Origin of the sequence: Blastococcus xanthinilyticus (genome assembly GCF_008124835.1) — a bacterium.
GTDB lineage: Bacteria > Actinomycetota > Actinomycetes > Mycobacteriales > Geodermatophilaceae > Blastococcus > Blastococcus xanthinilyticus.
The window spans coordinates 265,397-279,732 of sequence record NZ_VNHW01000005.1 but is presented as its reverse complement, the minus strand read 5'-3'; the positions used below and the strand labels follow the sequence as shown (position 1 = coordinate 279,732).

Sequence of the window (14,336 nt, the reverse complement as noted above, 5' to 3'; positions counted from 1 at the left end):
AGGAGCACCGCGCCGGCGACGCCGTCAGGGGTGCCGGGCGCTCATCCCTCGAGCTCCGACAGCGGCGCCTCGGCGACGACCGCGCCGCGGCCGTCCAGGATCCGCACCCGCTCGGCCGCCGGTGGCGCCAGCGGGCCCACGCCGGCGCCGTCCACCAGTGGCACCGTGGCGTGCAGCGTGCCGTCGGCGAGGTAGATCTCGGCCAGGACGCCGGACGCCGGGCCGCTGACCGTGACCGTGCTCGCGGTCGCCACCGCGAAGACCTGCTCCAGGAGCGGGGTGCCGGCCGGGGCCAGCACGATGCCGAAGGAGTCCTCCTGCGCCATGTCGTAGGAGTCGGTCCAGTAGTCGACGAACGCGGCCCCCGTCGCACCCGAGGGGAAGGTCAGGCCCACCAGCAGGGTCCGGGTCTCCGGCTCACCGCTCAGGGAGTCCGAACCGGTCCCGACGGAGCCGGCCGCGAGCAGGGTCGGACGGAGGTCGCGGAGCGGCAGCCCGTACCGCCCGGCGAGCTGCTGCACGGCCTGCTGCAGCACGTCCTCCTGGACGAGCCCGCGCAGCCCACGGGGATCGGCGATCTCCACCGGCTCGTTCCAGGCCCTCACCAGGTCCTCCCCGGTGGTGACATGCGAGGGGAGCGGCCGGCTCTCGCCGGGCCGGGACAGCTCCACGGGGATGCCGGTCGGCCAGTCGGAAGAGGCGCCGAGCGCCAGGGCGCCGGCGCCTTCCTCCATCGGCACCGGTTCCCACCGGTCGACGACGTCGGCCGAGGCGGTCACCGTCCGGCCGGTCAGCACCACGGCTTCGTCCCCGGGTGCGCCGACGACCACGACCATGCGCTGCTCGGGCGCCCCGTACGGAGCGGCGAACAGCATCGCCGGCCCCGTTCCCGGGTCCGACCCGGGATAGCCGACCGGCGCCATCTCCTCCGGCGCGGCGTCGCCGTCGCCGGTGAACCAGGTCTGCACCAGGCCCTCCTGCCCGCTCCCGCCCACGAACCCCTGCTCGGCCCGGCCGAGGACGAGCGCCACCCGGGTGCCGGCGACCTCGCCCGCCCAGGCGACCCGGCGGCTCCCGACCGGCGGCTCGGGCAGCTCGGCGCTCGTCGGCAGCTGGTCCGCGAGCTCCGGGGGGATCCAGTCGAGCTCCCGGACGCCGGCCACCCACTCCTCGTCCCCGGCGAGCGAGCCGCGCGTCGGCAGGTCGTAGAGGGCGGGCGCCGGCTCCGGGGCCGGGCTGCTCGGCACCGCGACCTCGCCGCCGCGGTCGCCGCTGAGCAGGCCGGAGGCCGCGACCGGCACCCCGACGACGACCGCCAGGACCACCAGGGCGCCGGCGCCCAGCGCGGTCCGTGACCGGCGCTGGGCGCGGTACCGGGCGCGGGTGCGCTCGGCGAGGTCGGCCGGGGGAGGTGCGGTGAGGTCGGCGCGGGCGCGCAGGTTCCGCAGGCCGGCTTCCAGCTCGCTGTCGGGGATGGTCACGTCAGCACTCCTCGAAGACGGTGGCGGATGCCGCGGCGCCGAGGACCGTGCGCAGCCGGGCGAGGCCCCGGACGGTCTGGCTCCGCACCGTGTGGACCGAGCAGCCGAGCAGCTCGGCGGTGGCTGCCTCGCTGAGGTCCTCGGTGTAGCGGAGGACGAGTACCGCCCGCATGCGCGGCGGAAGGGTGGCCAGCGCCTGGGCCATCCGCTCCCGCTCGGCGACGGCGTCGGTCGCGTCCGGAGCGGCCGGGTCGTGCGCCGGCATGGACACGATCTCCTGGGTGCTGCGCAGCCGCCACCAGCTCGCGGCGGTGGTGACCAGCACCCGGCGCACGTAGGGGAAGGGGTCGCCGGTGATCCGGCCCCACCGGCGGTAGGCCTTCACGAGCGCGGTCTGCAGCAGGTCCTCCGCATGACCGCGGTCGCGCGTCAGCAGCACGGCGGTCCGGAGCAGCTCACCGGACCGTGCCGCGACGAACGCCTCGAAGGCGGACTCGTCCCTTCGTCCCACCGGGTCTCCCCTCGTCGTCACTGGCTAGGACGCCTCGGGCGCCGGCGGACGAACGCCGCCGTGACCGGACCGTGACCTCGGGCCTTCCCGGGACGCCGTTGCGGCCGGCGGTGACCGGGACCACACTCCGGCCAGGACGAGGCGAGGGAGATCGCGGTGAAGCTCGACAAGCAGGAGCTGGTGCGGATGCTGCGCACCGAGGGTGACAACGACACAGCCGACCAGGTGGAGCAGCGCTTCGCCGACGAGATCGACACCGACCGGGACGGCGACGCCCTGGCCGGCGTAGGGCTGGACCGGACCCAGCTCATGGCCAAGCTGGCCGGCGGCGGGTTCGGGAGCACCCTCACGCCCTGACCGCCCGGGCCCGGACGCACCGGTGCCCCGGACCGCGCGCGGCCCGGGGCACCGGTCGTGGACTGCGGCGGCTCAGCCGGCGAAGGGGCGCTCGCGCGCCAGCTCCTCCTTGGCCACGCCGCGGATGTGCACCGCGTCCGGGCCGTCGACGATCCGCAGCGTGCGGGCGCTGGCGTAGAAGCGGGCGAGCACGGTGTCGTTGCTGACGCCCGCCCCGCCGTGCACCTGGATGGCGCGGTCGATGACGTCGAGGGCGACCTTCGGGGCGGCGACCTTGATCGCGGAGATCTCGGTGCGCGCGCCCTTGGCGCCGTACTTGTCGATCAGGTCGGCGGTCTTCAGCACGTAGAGGCGCGCCTGGTCGATCTCGATCCGGGACAGCGCGATGGCCTCCCGCACGGTGCCCTGCTCGGACAGCGGGCGGCCGAAGGCGACGCGGTTCTTGCTGCGCTCCACCATCAGCGCCAGCGCCCGCTCGGCCATGCCGATGGCCCGCATGCAGTGGTGGATGCGGCCGGGGCCCAGCCGGGCCTGGGCGATCATGAAGCCGTCGCCCTCGCCGGAGAGGATGTTGCTCACCGGCACGCGGACGTCGGTGAACCGCAGCTCGGAGTGGCCGTGCTGGTCCTGGTAGCCGAAGACCGGCAGGTGCCGGATGATCTCCAGGCCCGGGGTGTCGCGGGGGACGAGCACCATCGACTGCTGCCGGTGCGGCGGGCCGTCGGGGTCGGTCTTCCCCATGACGATGAAGATCGCGCAGCGCGGGTCGGCGGCTCCGGAGGTCCACCACTTGCGGCCGTTGATGACGTACTCGTCGCCGTCGCGGACGATCGAGGTCTGGATGTTGCGCGCGTCGGAGCTGGCGACGTCGGGCTCGGTCATCGCGAAGCCGGAGCGGATCTCGCCCTCGAGGAGCGGGTTGAGCCAGCGCTCCTTGTGCTCCGGCGTCCCGAACAGCATGAGCGTCTCCATGTTGCCCGTGTCCGGGGCACCGACGTTCATCGACTCCGGGGCGATCGTCGGCGACCAGCCGGTGATCTCGGCGAGACTGGCGTACTCCAGGTTGGTCAGCCCGCCCACCTCGTGGTGGAAGAGGTTCCACAGGCCGCGCTTGCGGGCCTCGGCCTTGAGCTCCTCCAGCACCGGCGGGTGCTCGTGGTTGTCGTGGCCGCGCTCGGCCCGCCAGGCCTCGTAGACCGGCTCGGCGGGGAACACGTGCTCGCGCATGAAGTCCCAGGCGCGGGCGCAGACGTCCTCGGCCTTGGGCGAGAGAGCGAAGTCCATGCCCGGCAACGTAGCGCCGGACGTGACGGCCGTCGCATCGGGGTCTCGCCGGGACGGGCGGAGCCGGGCCCCGCCGTCCCCGAGGGGAACGGCAGGACCCGGCTCCGGTGGTCCGCCCCGCCCCCGGAGGGGCGGGGTCAGTGCTCAGGTCCGCGTGCGGCCGGTGACGGCGTCGCGGACCGGGCCCAGTGCGATGACCAGGCCGGCCAGGGCGCTGACCAGGTGCAGCCAGTTGTCGGCCCAGTTGAGGCTGAGGAAGTCCCACTCCTGGTCCACGGCGAAGAGGCCGTAGACGAAGGTGGCCCCGTAGCCGACCGCCAGCAGCCAGCCGTAGGTGCGGGCGCCGGCGAGGGTGCGGGACAGGGCGAGCCCGGCCGCACCGATCAGGATGTGCACCACGTTGTGGAACGGGTTGACCTCGAAGCCGAGGATCGTCTCGTCCGTGTCGTGGGCGAAGAAGTCGTCGAAGCCGGTGACGAAGAATCCGACGATCCCGACGATCAGGTAGATGGCGCCGATGGCGAGCGCCAGCATCTGAGGCCAGGTCATGCCCCGGCGGTCGGCACCGGTGTTGCCGGCTGCTGCAGACATCGTTGTTCCTCCCATGGTGGGCGCCCGCCAGGTTCTTGACGGGAGCTGCAGCACGGGTACCCCTGGCCGGGCGCGAGTAACGGCCGTCCCCCGTCCGGGCGACGGCTGTGTCCGAACCGTCACCTGCCGCTTCCCAGCCCGGCGCGGGCGGGGCGTCAGTCCCCGGGGCGGGGGGTCCGCTTCGGGCGGCGGACGACGAACGGGCCTATGGCCAGCAGGTCGACCGGGGCGGAGCCGAAGCACTCCAGGGCGTCCCTCGGGTCGTCGACCATCGGGCGGCCGGCGGTGTTCAGGCTGGTGTTCACCACGACCGGGACGCCGGTGCGCCGCTCGAAGGCGGAGATCATCCGGTGGACCAGCGGCTCGGTCTCCCGGTCGATGGTCTGGATCCGCGCCGTCCCGTCGACGTGGGTGACCGTGGGGATCCGGTCCTTCCACTCCGGGGCCACGTCGTGCACGAAGAGCATGTAGGGGGAGGGGATCGGGCCCCGGCTGAAGATCTCCGGCGCCTTCTCCAGCAGCACCATCGGGGCCACCGGGCGGAACTGCTCCCGGCCCTTGACGTCGTTCATCCGCTCGAGGTTGGCCTCGTACCCGGGGTGGGCCATCAGCGACCGGTGGCCCAGCGCCCGCGGACCGTACTCGCTGCGGCCCTGGAACCAGGCGACGATGCCGTTGTCGGCGAGCACCTCGGCGACGGCCTCGGCGACGTCGTCCGGGCGCTCGTAGTCGATGGCCGCGGTGATCAGCACCTGCTCGATCTCGTCGTCCGACCAGCCCCGGCCCAGGGCGGCGCCGGGCATCGGGGAGGTCTGCTCGCCGAGCTCCCGGGCCACGTGCAGCGCGGCGCCCAGCGCCGTGCCGGCGTCGCCGGCGGCGGGCTGCACCCAGACCTCCTCGAACGGGCTCTCGGCCAGGATGCGGGTGTTGGCCACGCAGTTGAGCGCGGTGCCACCGGCGAGGGTGAGGGTGCGGTCGCCGGTCTGCTCGTGCACCCAGCGGGCCAGGTCGACCAGCACCTCCTCCAGCCGCTGCTGCACGCTGGCCGCCAGGTCGGCGTGGTCGGAGGTCCACTGGTCGCCCTTGCCCAGGCGGGGCGCGAACTCGGCGAAGTCGATCTTCTCGGTGCGGAAGCCGCCGTCGTCGGTGGCCCGGATCAGCTCGGCCAGGTCGCCGACGAAGCGCGGCTTGCCGTAGGAGGCCATCGCCATGACCTTGAACTCGTCGGAGCTGCGCAGGAAGCCCAGGTGGTCGGTGAGGTCCTCGTACATGAGGCCGAGGGAGTGCGGCAGCGACTGGCCGGCCAGCACCTCCAGCTGCCCGTCGACGTAGCGGCCGGCCAGGTGGCTGTGCGCCTCGCCGCGGCCGTCGAGCACCAGGACCGAGTTGTCCCGCCGGCCGCCCAGCACCGGTGCGGCCAGCCCGGCGGAGGCGGCGTGCGCGACGTGGTGCGCGACGAAGCGGACCTGCGCCGGGTCAAGGCCCGGTAGGGCGTGGGCCAGGAAGTCCGGGGCCATCTCGGCGTACTTCTTGCGCATGACGTCGCCGTCGTCGAACAGCCCGGTCTCCTCGGGCGTGGTCATCAGGCCGGGGTCGAAGGAGTAGGCGACCGCGTCCAGCTCCTCCGGGCGGATGCCGGCCTCCTTCAGGCACCAGGCCGCGGACAGCTCGGGCAGCTCCCAGGCGCTCCAGGGCAGGGGGCGCTTGCCGTGCTTGCGCCGGCTGAAGCGCTCCTCCTCCGCCGCCGCCACGACCTTCCCGTCGACGACCAGCGCCGCCGCCGGGTCGTGGTAGATGGCGTTGATGCCCAGGACCTTCACGCGCGTGCTCCTCCCGATCGGGCGCCGGATGACGGGAATGGCGCCCGGAGACCTGTGTTGATCATGGGCCTGCCCGCGCCGTCCCGCAGGTCGAGCCGGCCGGCGTTCACCCGCGCCGGTGCAGCAGGTCGTGCTCGACGACGGCCGCCACGGCGAGGGTCTTGTAACCGACCTCGTCGAACAGCACGGTGAGCCGGTCGTCCTCCACCCGCATCACGATCCCGGGGCCCCATTCGCTGTGCTCCACGGACGTCTCGACCGGGAACGGGGCGTCGGCGTCGGCCGCGGCGGGCTCGTACGCGGTGCCGGCCGTGCAGTTGTCGCAGTTGCCGCAGGGCTCGGCCAGCTGCTCGCCGAAGTAGCCCAGGAGGAACCGGCGGCGGCACTCGGTGATCTCCGCGTAGCCGCGCATCATCTCGACCCGGCTCTGGTCCACCTTCTCGTGGTGCTCGGCGAGCTCCCGGGCGGCGGCGGCCGCCTCCCCGGGCGCGGGGGCGTCGTCGGCCGGGTGGGCGGCGCCGTCCTCGTCCAGGACGACGGCGGACACCCGCTCGAGCAGGTTGAGGTCGCGGGCCAGCGGGGTCGCCGCCCGGCCGGTCTCCTCGCGCAGGGTCTTGACGTCGACGCCGTCCTCCAGGCCCGCGGCGGGCGCGGCGGCGACCAGCCCGGCGACCTGCTGCAGCTCCTCCTCCGCGGGCGTCCCGGCGGCGAAGAAGCGGCGCAGGCCGAGGTCCTCCTGGCGGTAGACGAGCACCGCCAGCGCGGGCTTCCCGTCCCGGCCGGCCCGGCCGATCTCCTGGTAGTAGCTGTCGACCGAGTCCGCCGGCTCCGAGTGGATCACGAACCGGGTGCCGGGCTTGTCGATGCCCATGCCGAAGGCCGTGGTGGCCACGACGACGTCCAGCTCGTCCTCCATCCACGCCCGCTGGGTCGCCTCGCGCTCGCTCTTCCTCAGGCCCGCGTGGTAGGCGTGGGTGCGCAGCCCCCGGTCGGCGAGCTGCCCGGCGACCTGCTCGGTGCCCTTGCGGGTGGCGCTGTAGACGATGCCGGGGCCGCGGCCGTCGCCGATCTCGGTCAGCACCCGGTCGAGCACGGCCTCCTCCTTGGCGTGCGCGTCGGCGTAGTGGTCGACCTCCAGCCGGATCTCGGGGCGGTCGAAGCCGGCGACGACGATCTCGGCGTCGCGCATCCGGAGCTGCTCGACGATCTCGGCGCGCACCGGTGGGGCGGCGGTGGCGGTGAGCGCGAGGACGGTCGGGTGGCCCAGTTGCTCGATGACCCCGCCGAGCCGGAGGTAGTCGGGGCGGAAGTCGTGGCCCCAGGCGGAGACGCAGTGCGCCTCGTCGACGACGAACAGCGCCGGCCGGGCCGCCGCGATGGAGTCGACGACGTCGGGCTTGGCCAGCTGCTCCGGGGCGAGGAAGAGGAAGCGGACCGTTCCGTCACCGACACCGGCGAGCGCCTCGCGCTGGTCGGCGGCCGACAGGCTGGAGTTCAGCTGCGCGGCCCGCCCGGCCTCGCCCTCGAGCTCGGTCAGCCGCTCGACCTGGTCGCGCTGCAGGGCGATCAGCGGCGAGACGACCAGCACCGGCCCGTCGAGCAGCTGTCCGGCGACCTGGTAGATCGCTGTCTTGCCGGCCCCCGAGGGCAGGACGGCGAGGGTGTCCCGGCCACCGACGACCGCCTGCATCGCCCGTTCCTGCCCGGGGCGGAACTCGGTGTAGCCGAGCACCTCGCGGGCGAACTCCCGGATGCGGCGGGTGCGGACGGATGCCGAGGCGCCGGCGGGGTTCTCCCGCCCGGAGGGTGAAAGCACCGGCAGCCTCTCCCCGGCGGGCGGGGGCGGCAAACGGTGCGCTGGCCCAGGGCGTTGGCCCACGGTGGGCCGGCACTCGGTGCGCCGGCTCACGGTGCGCGGGCCCCCGTGCGTTCCCGCGGGAACGCCGTGGACGGCGGTCACTCCTCGGCCACCATCGTCCGACGGCGGGCCGCGTCGCGGTTGCCCATGAGGACGCCGATGGCGAAGGCCATGTCCAGCCGGTCGAAGGGCAGTGGCGCGGGCGGAGCCAGATCGGGCGGGCCGTCCGGGAAGAGGACCCGGCCGAGCCGGACGCTCTCGCGGGCCACGCCGACCGTGGTCCGCGGAGCGCCGGCGCGCCGGGATCGCGACCGTCCCGGCCCTGCGGGGCCGGGGAGTGGCGAGCAGCGCCGGGCCGGTGGCGCGGGCCGGGTCGGTGGTGCGGGGCGGCGACGTTCCCGGTCGGGCGCCGGTGCCTCGGCCGGCCGCCTGCCGACGGTCGTGTCGAAGGGTGCGACGCCGGCATAGGGGTCCGCGCCGCCGGCCGGGGTGGTCGGGGCGCCGTGCAGGCCCCCCGCGAACGCGGCGTCGGCGCCGCCCCAGACCCGGGTGCCGTCAGGCGCGGTGACGACCAGCCCGCCGTCGCGGCGGGTGAGCACCAGGCCGAGGTCGTGCACCAGCCCGTGGTCGGCATCGCAGAGCAGGACCAGGTTGTCGATGTCGGTGCGCCCGCCGGCCAGCCAGTGCCGCAGGTGGTGGGCGTGCAGCCGCTCCGGGCGGGTCTCGGGGCAGCTGGGGCGCGCGCAGCCGCCGTCGCGGCGCAGCAGGGCCCGGCGCTGTGCCTTCGTGGCGCGGCGCCGCCGCCGGCCGACGACCAGCGGTTCCCGGCCGCTCTCGATCATCGCCACCGCGGTCGCCTCGCAGAGGATCCGGCGGGCCTGGGTGCCGGTGACCGGCGGGCCGCCCTCGTAGTACGCGCGCCCGGCGGCGGTGTCGTCGGCGAGCACGGCGGCGTCCACGTGGATGACGACCTCCCGCCGTGGCGGGTCGCCCGGCCGGCGGTCCAGCTCGACGCCGGCCTCCGCCAGGGCGGCCAGGGCGGTGATCCGCCGCGCGGCGGTGCGCTCACGCGCGAACCCCGCGGCGACGTCGTCGGCGCAGCGGTCCGCCACGTCCTCGTCGACCGAGCCGCCGGCGGCCCGGATCGCCGCATGCCCGGCCACGGCCTTGGCGCGGAGGGCGCGCTCCCGGCGGGCATCCCGCTCGGCGAGCGAGTCGATGGCGGCGAGGAGGGGTGCGCCGGTCTCCACGGGCATCCGGACCTGGAGCACCAGGAAGCCCTCGTCGTCGGTCCAGGAGCGGAAGGACTGGCTCTCCTCGACTCGCCTGCTGTCCCCGCCAGGGCCGGCGGCGTCGTCGACGCGGCGCCACTCGCGGCAGAACCGCTCGGTCTGGGACGCGCTGGCCGACGTCGCGAATTCCAGCAGGGCGGTCTCGCAGTCCGGGTCGGCGATGCGGGTCAGGGCGCGGACCTTCGAGTAGGAGATCCGCCCGGCGGCGAACGCCGCCTCGATCCTCGGCAGGCCGCGCAGCGCCCGGGCGACGCGGACGTGCTCCCGGGCCGCGCCCGGCCCGAGGCCGCACTGCCAGGCCAGCCAGTGGCCGCAGGAGCGGATGCCCACGCCGTGCCAGCCGCCGCGCTCGTCGAACTCGGCGACCAGCCGCAGCCAGGAGGCCGTCGCGGCGGCCAGCCGCACGGCCCCGGAGCTGATCGCCGCCGCCAGGTCCTCGATCGGCGCCGCACCGCCGCTGTCGTTCGAACGCATGTCCGGAGACTAGGGAAGGGTGCTGACAGAACCCGCTGTTCAGAGCCTCGGGACGTTCCGGCGGGAACGCGGGCACGGCGGTTCGTCGCTGGCCCCGGCCATGCGGTCAGCGACCCCTCGAGAGCGAGTGGCACGGCGTGCGTCGGTGGCCCGGGCCGTGCAGGGGGCGTTCCCGCGGGAACGTGTGGCGGGTCCGGCTGTGGCCCAGGCCCCTGCGCGGCGTTCTCGCGGGAACGTGTCCGCGAACGGTCGGAGGCGCGCTCCGGCGCTGCGGGGAGGGGCGTGCGCCGCGTTCCCGCGGGAACGCGGCCGGCGCGGGCGCCCCGCCTCAACGGATCGGCGGGCGGTGCGGGCCCACCTCGGCCCGCTCGGCGGCGGCCTGCCCCGCGTACCAGCCACCGGGATCGACCGTGGCGCGGCTCCGGCTCGCGCGCACCCGCGGGAAGAGCTCTGCGACGGCGCTGTCGACCGCCTCCCGGCGGGAGCGCAGCACCGGCAGGAGGTCGACCCCGCGCTCGGCTGCTGCGTCCGCGGTGGCCCGGCGGCGCGCCGCTCCGAGCCGCTCCCCGATGCGGTGCGCGTAGCCGAGCAGGAAGGCCCTGCGGAAGGTCCGCGCCGACGCCCGCCCGGCACCCTCCCTCTCGGCGACGGCCAGCGCCTGGGCCACCTGGAGCAGCAGCGAGGTGAACAGCAGCTCGACCGCGTCCAGGTCGGCCCGCACGCCGACCAGGGTGGCGATGCCCAGGCCCTGGTACCAGACCAGCCGGACGTCGTTGGTCTCCGCGACGGCCGCCAGCAGCTGCGTCTTGGCGCGCACGTACGGGTCGTCGACGTGCACCCGGCGGGTGCCCACCGCCGCCGTGGGCGCCGCGCCGGTTGCCAGCAGGGCACCGTCCACCGCGTGCCGGGTCATCAGCTCCTGCGCCTTGGCGGTCAGCGCCTCCGCCTCGTCGGGGAACTCGGTGGACTCCGCCTTGACCAGCAGGCCGCGGATCCGGCGCAGCACGCGGTCGTCCCCCGACGCCGGTCCGCCGGGCGGCGTACCGCCCGACCGCGGCCGGGCGGCGGCCCACCGCGACGGCGGCGGGATCAGCACCTCGATCCGCGGCGCGGTGCCCAGCACCCCCGCGAGCCGCAGCACGATCCGCCACGCCTCCGCCGGGGGCCGGCGCTCCGCCCGGTGCCAGCCGGCCACCACCGCGGCGTCCCCGGGGGAGAGCGTGCCCAGCTCCCGCAGCTGGGCGACCCACTCCTCCGGCGCGCGGACCACCGCGTCGGTCCGCCGCGCGTGCGCGCCGATCAGCGCGATCACCAGCGGAACGGCCCCGGCGGTCGCCCCCCGTCGTGCCGCCTGTGCGATGTCGGCCGGCTGCCAGCCCCGCTCCCAGGCCCCGTCGAGGGCGTCGAGCAGCGCGGCGGTGGCGATGCCGCCGCCGTCGACCGTCGGGTCGTGGGCGGCGAGGGCCACGGCCAGCTCCTGGGCCACGGCGGCATCGGTGAGCAGGCTGCTCCGGTGCCGGAGGAGGTCGGCGGTCCACGCGTCGTCGATCACGCCGGGCATGGTGCCCGCCTCGCCGCGGGGCACCCGCGAGCAGCTGTGGACAGGCCGCCGTGTCCACAGGATCGGCCCGGCCGTGCGGGACCGGGCCGGTGCGGGCAGTGTCGTCCCGAGCCGCGCCGTCCCGGACCTGGGACGCCGGAGGGCGAGGAGGGAGGGCGATGACCGGCGGCAGGGGTCCGGGGGCCCGGCGCACCGGGGAGATCGCGGTGGTCGCCGTCGCCCTGCTCGTGCTCGCCGGTGGGTGGTGGTCGAGGGCGTGGTGCCTGGACGGCGGCTGGGCCGACGGCGAGCAGTACTACGGGTACTGCTACTCCGACATCGCCCCGCTGTGGTTCCGGCGGGGCCTGGACGAGGGGGCAGGCCCCTACGGGGCCCTGCCGCTGGAGTACCCACCGGTGCTCGCGGTGCGCATCTGGCTGGCGTCCGCCCTCGCCCACGCGCTGCCCGGCACGGCGACGGTCACGACCTTCTCCGCGGTCAACGGCGTCTTCGTGGTGGCGGAGGTGCTGGCCTCGCTGGCCCTGCTGCGGCGCCTGGGCCTGGGCCAGGCCCGGCTGCTGTGGTGGGCCGCCGCGCCGACCCTGTTCCTGTACGCCTTCTTCAACTGGGACACGCTGCCGGTCGCCCTGCTGCTGGGAGCCGTGCTGCTGCACCGGCGCGGCCGGGACACCGCCGCCGGCGCCCTGGCCGGGCTCGGCGCGGCGGCGAAGATCTTCCCCGGATTCCTGGTGCCGCTGGTCGTGCTGGCGCTGCTGGCCCGGCGTCGCCGCCGGGCCGCCCTCCTGCACGGGGGCGCCGCCGTGCTGGTGTTCGCCGCGGTGCACGTGCCGGGCGTCCTGCTGGCCCCGGACGGCTGGAACCGGTTCTACGAGCTCAGCGGCGAGCGGGGCATGCACGTCGACAGCCTGTGGTTCCTGCTCGCCTGGCTGGGCGGCCCGCAACTCGGGCCGGCCGCGCTCGACGTCGCCGGCCTGGCGGTGTTCGGGGTGGCCGCCGTCGCGGTCGTCGCCCTCGGGATCCGGCACCGCCGGCCGGAGGAGTGGTGGCAGCTCCTGCTGCCGGTGCTGATCTGTTTCACGCTGGCCAACAAGGTCTACTCGCCGCAGTACACCCTGTGGCTGGTGCCGCTCATGGCGCTGGTGCTGCGCCGGGCGTGGCCGTTCATCGCGGTCGTCCTGAGCGACGTGCTCGTGCACGCGGTCGAGTTCCCGTACCTCGCGGCCCGTTCGGGGTTCGGGGAGGGGGTGTCCTACCCGGTGCTCGCGGTCGCGCTCGCCCTGCGCGCCGCCGCGCTGCTCTGGGTGGTCGTCGAGGTGGTGCGCCGACCGGGCGGGTCACCGCCAGGACGGCAGCCAGTAGCGGAGGTCGAGGGCGTCCCGGTCCAGCGGGATCCCTAGCCAGATCGGGGCGAAGAAGGCGAAGCAGGCGATGGCGAGCACGGCCAGCCCGGCCCCGACGAGGCGCGGCCGCGGACCGACCTGGATCGCGCGCACCAGCCCGAGGGCGATGAACGGCACGGCCGGCGCGAGGTAGAAGAAGTAGCCGGGCTTGCCGGCGGCCAGCCAGGGCAGCCAGAGCAGCGCCAGGGGGACCAGGATCGCGGCGGCGACGCCGTCCCGGCGGACGACGGCGCGCCACAGCAGCACCGGGTACGCGAGCAGTGCCGGCCACCACAGCGCGGGGCTGCCCACCATCGTGATCCGCGCGACCGTGCCCGGGGGCACCTCGCACTCGCCGGCCTCCTGCTGCTCGGTGGTGCAGCTCTCCGCGTAGACGAGGACCGGCCGCTCCAGCCAGGCCCAGCCCGGTGGGTCCGACCGGTAGGGGTGGGTCGCCTCCAGGTTCCGGTGGTAGTCCACGAGCGCGGTCTGGGTTCCCCACCAGGTGTCCAGCCGGTCGCCGAAGCCGGTCGCGCAGTCGCCCGCCTCGCAGGCCTGCGCCCCGGCGTAGCTGGCCTCGTAGTTCGCGAACCAGCCCGCGAAGGAGGCGAGGTAGACGGCGGCCGGCACCAGCAGCAGGCTCAGCACCGCGCCGGCGCCGACGGCGGCGGCCCGCCGGGTGCCGCGCAGCAGCCCCTCCCGGCGCCCGGCCAGCTCGGTGCCGAGCACGAGCAGCCCGGCGGCGGCGACCGCGAGCAGGCCCGACCACTTCGTCGCGACGGCCAGCCCGAGGGCCACGCCGGCCAGCCACCGGTAGCGGGAGCCCAGCAGCGAGTGGAGGAGTGGTTCCGCGGGCCCCCGTGCCGAGCGCCGGGCGTCCCGGTCGAGGAGCACCAGCCAGAAGGCGAGAGCCACGCAGAGGGCCAGCGTCGCGTCGAGCATGGCGATCCGGCTGGTCGTCACCGCCAGCCCGTCCAGCGCCACCAGAAGGGCCGCGAGCGCGGCCGGGCCGGTCCGCCGGAAGAGCCGCAGCCCGGACAGGTGCACCAGCAGGACGGTCAGCGACCCGGCGACGGCGACGCCGATGCGCCAGCCGAACGGGGTGTAGCCGAAGAGCTGGATGCCGAGGGCGATGACCCACTTGCCGAGCGGCGGGTGGGCCGGGCGCTCCTCCTCCACGCCTCGGGTGACGTAGTCGAGCGAGTCGCGGCCGTAGTACTTCTCGTCGAAGAACAGGCGGTCGGGGTCGCCCAGGTCCCAGAGCCGCACGGCCGCGGCGATGCAGAGCAGGACCAGCGGCACCACCACCGCCGACCGCGGGCGGCGCCTCGTGGCGCCGCCCGCGGTCCGCTGCTCCGCCGGTGCGGCGGTGCTCACGGAATCAGTTGTTGGTCTCGGTCTCGAACTCGGTCTCGGTCTCGGTGTTGACCTCGGTCTCGGTCTCGACGACCTCTTCCTCGGTCTCGGTCTCGGTCTCGGTCGGCTCGAGGGTCTCGGTGACCTCGGTCTCCGACTCCTCGGTCTCCGTGATCTCCTCGGTCTCGGTGACCTCGACCTCGCCCTCCTCGTCGCCGCAGGCCGCGAGGCCCAGGACCAGGAAGCTGGAGAAGGAGGCGGCGGCGATGCCGCGGGTGAGCTTGTTCATGTCGTTCCCCTGTCACGTTGCATTGCGTTACGGACGAGTCCCTTGCATGTCCGCTGAGGGCAGGGCTACACGCGACAGTCCGG

12 protein-coding genes are annotated in these 14,336 nt (G+C 75.2%); 2 read left to right on the top strand and 10 right to left on the bottom strand.

The window, feature by feature from the left end; translation table 11 throughout:
- Positions 1-41 precede the first annotated feature (41 nt).
- Both BD833_RS10275 and BD833_RS10270 read right to left on the bottom strand, forming a co-directional pair.
- A complete protein-coding gene (locus BD833_RS10275; protein ID WP_166533023.1) occupies positions 42-1,481 on the bottom strand; it encodes a hypothetical protein in 1,440 nt (479 codons plus the stop codon).
- Between the two features lies 1 nt (position 1,482).
- Entirely contained in the window at positions 1,483-1,992 is a 510-nt protein-coding gene (locus tag BD833_RS10270) for a SigE family RNA polymerase sigma factor (RefSeq protein WP_166533022.1), read from the bottom strand.
- A 156-nt stretch (positions 1,993-2,148) separates the two neighbouring features.
- Here BD833_RS10270 and BD833_RS10265 point away from each other — a divergent pair, with 156 nt between their 5' ends.
- A complete protein-coding gene (locus tag BD833_RS10265) occupies positions 2,149-2,349 on the top strand; it encodes a hypothetical protein (RefSeq protein ID WP_166533021.1) in 201 nt (66 codons plus the stop codon).
- A 72-nt stretch (positions 2,350-2,421) separates the two neighbouring features.
- On the opposite strand, the gene BD833_RS10260 is transcribed toward BD833_RS10265, so the two are convergent.
- The 6 genes from BD833_RS10260 to BD833_RS10235 all read right to left on the bottom strand — a co-directional run bounded on the left by BD833_RS10260 (position 2,422) and on the right by BD833_RS10235 (position 11,220).
- Positions 2,422-3,633, bottom strand: coding sequence for an acyl-CoA dehydrogenase family protein (locus BD833_RS10260; protein ID WP_166533020.1), 1,212 nt, complete (start codon positions 3,631-3,633; stop codon positions 2,422-2,424).
- Positions 3,634-3,777: 144 nt separating this feature from the next.
- Positions 3,778-4,224: a DUF4383 domain-containing protein gene (locus BD833_RS10255; RefSeq protein WP_166533019.1), complete on the bottom strand. Its 447-nt coding sequence runs from the start codon at positions 4,222-4,224 to the stop codon at positions 3,778-3,780.
- Positions 4,225-4,379: 155 nt separating this feature from the next.
- A complete protein-coding gene (locus BD833_RS10250; RefSeq protein WP_166533018.1) occupies positions 4,380-6,044 on the bottom strand; it encodes a carbamoyltransferase family protein in 1,665 nt (554 codons plus the stop codon).
- Between the two features lie 106 nt (positions 6,045-6,150).
- The gene (locus BD833_RS10245; RefSeq protein ID WP_243737574.1) at positions 6,151-7,860 is read right to left on the bottom strand and encodes a RecQ family ATP-dependent DNA helicase; all 1,710 of its coding nucleotides are present in this window, start codon (positions 7,858-7,860) and stop codon (positions 6,151-6,153) included.
- Positions 7,861-8,000: 140 nt separating this feature from the next.
- The gene (locus BD833_RS10240; protein WP_166533017.1) at positions 8,001-9,668 is read right to left on the bottom strand and encodes an HNH endonuclease signature motif containing protein; all 1,668 of its coding nucleotides are present in this window, start codon (positions 9,666-9,668) and stop codon (positions 8,001-8,003) included.
- Between the two features lie 328 nt (positions 9,669-9,996).
- Positions 9,997-11,220, bottom strand: coding sequence for a DUF2786 domain-containing protein (locus BD833_RS10235; RefSeq protein WP_166533016.1), 1,224 nt, complete (start codon positions 11,218-11,220; stop codon positions 9,997-9,999).
- Between the two features lie 167 nt (positions 11,221-11,387).
- Between BD833_RS10235 and BD833_RS10230 the strand changes: the two genes are divergently transcribed.
- Entirely contained in the window at positions 11,388-12,626 is a 1,239-nt protein-coding gene (locus BD833_RS10230; RefSeq protein WP_166533015.1) for a glycosyltransferase 87 family protein, read from the top strand.
- Here BD833_RS10230 and BD833_RS10225 read toward each other — a convergent pair.
- Both BD833_RS10225 and BD833_RS10220 read right to left on the bottom strand, forming a co-directional pair.
- Positions 12,564-13,985, bottom strand: coding sequence for a phospholipid carrier-dependent glycosyltransferase (locus BD833_RS10225; protein WP_166533014.1), 1,422 nt, complete (start codon positions 13,983-13,985; stop codon positions 12,564-12,566). The genes BD833_RS10230 and BD833_RS10225 overlap by 63 nt on opposite strands.
- A 4-nt stretch (positions 13,986-13,989) precedes the next feature.
- Positions 13,990-14,253 carry a hypothetical protein gene (locus BD833_RS10220; RefSeq protein WP_166533013.1) on the bottom strand — a complete coding sequence of 88 codons (264 nt, stop codon included), beginning with the start codon at positions 14,251-14,253 and terminating at the stop codon, positions 13,990-13,992.
- Between the last annotated feature and the right edge of the window lie 83 nt (positions 14,254-14,336).

What these genes read in the sequence shown, in the direction of transcription:
- BD833_RS10260 (WP_166533020.1), bottom strand. Translation starts at nt 3,633, where the DNA reads ATGGACTTCGCTCTCTCGCCCAAGGCCGAGGACGTCTGCGCCCGCGCC.
- BD833_RS10255 (WP_166533019.1), bottom strand. Translation starts at nt 4,224, where the DNA reads ATGTCTGCAGCAGCCGGCAACACCGGTGCCGACCGCCGGGGCATGACC.
- BD833_RS10240 (WP_166533017.1), bottom strand. Translation starts at nt 9,668, where the DNA reads ATGCGTTCGAACGACAGCGGCGGTGCGGCGCCGATCGAGGACCTGGCG.
- BD833_RS10230 (WP_166533015.1), top strand. Translation starts at nt 11,388, where the DNA reads ATGACCGGCGGCAGGGGTCCGGGGGCCCGGCGCACCGGGGAGATCGCG.
- BD833_RS10220 (WP_166533013.1), bottom strand. Translation starts at nt 14,253, where the DNA reads ATGAACAAGCTCACCCGCGGCATCGCCGCCGCCTCCTTCTCCAGCTTC.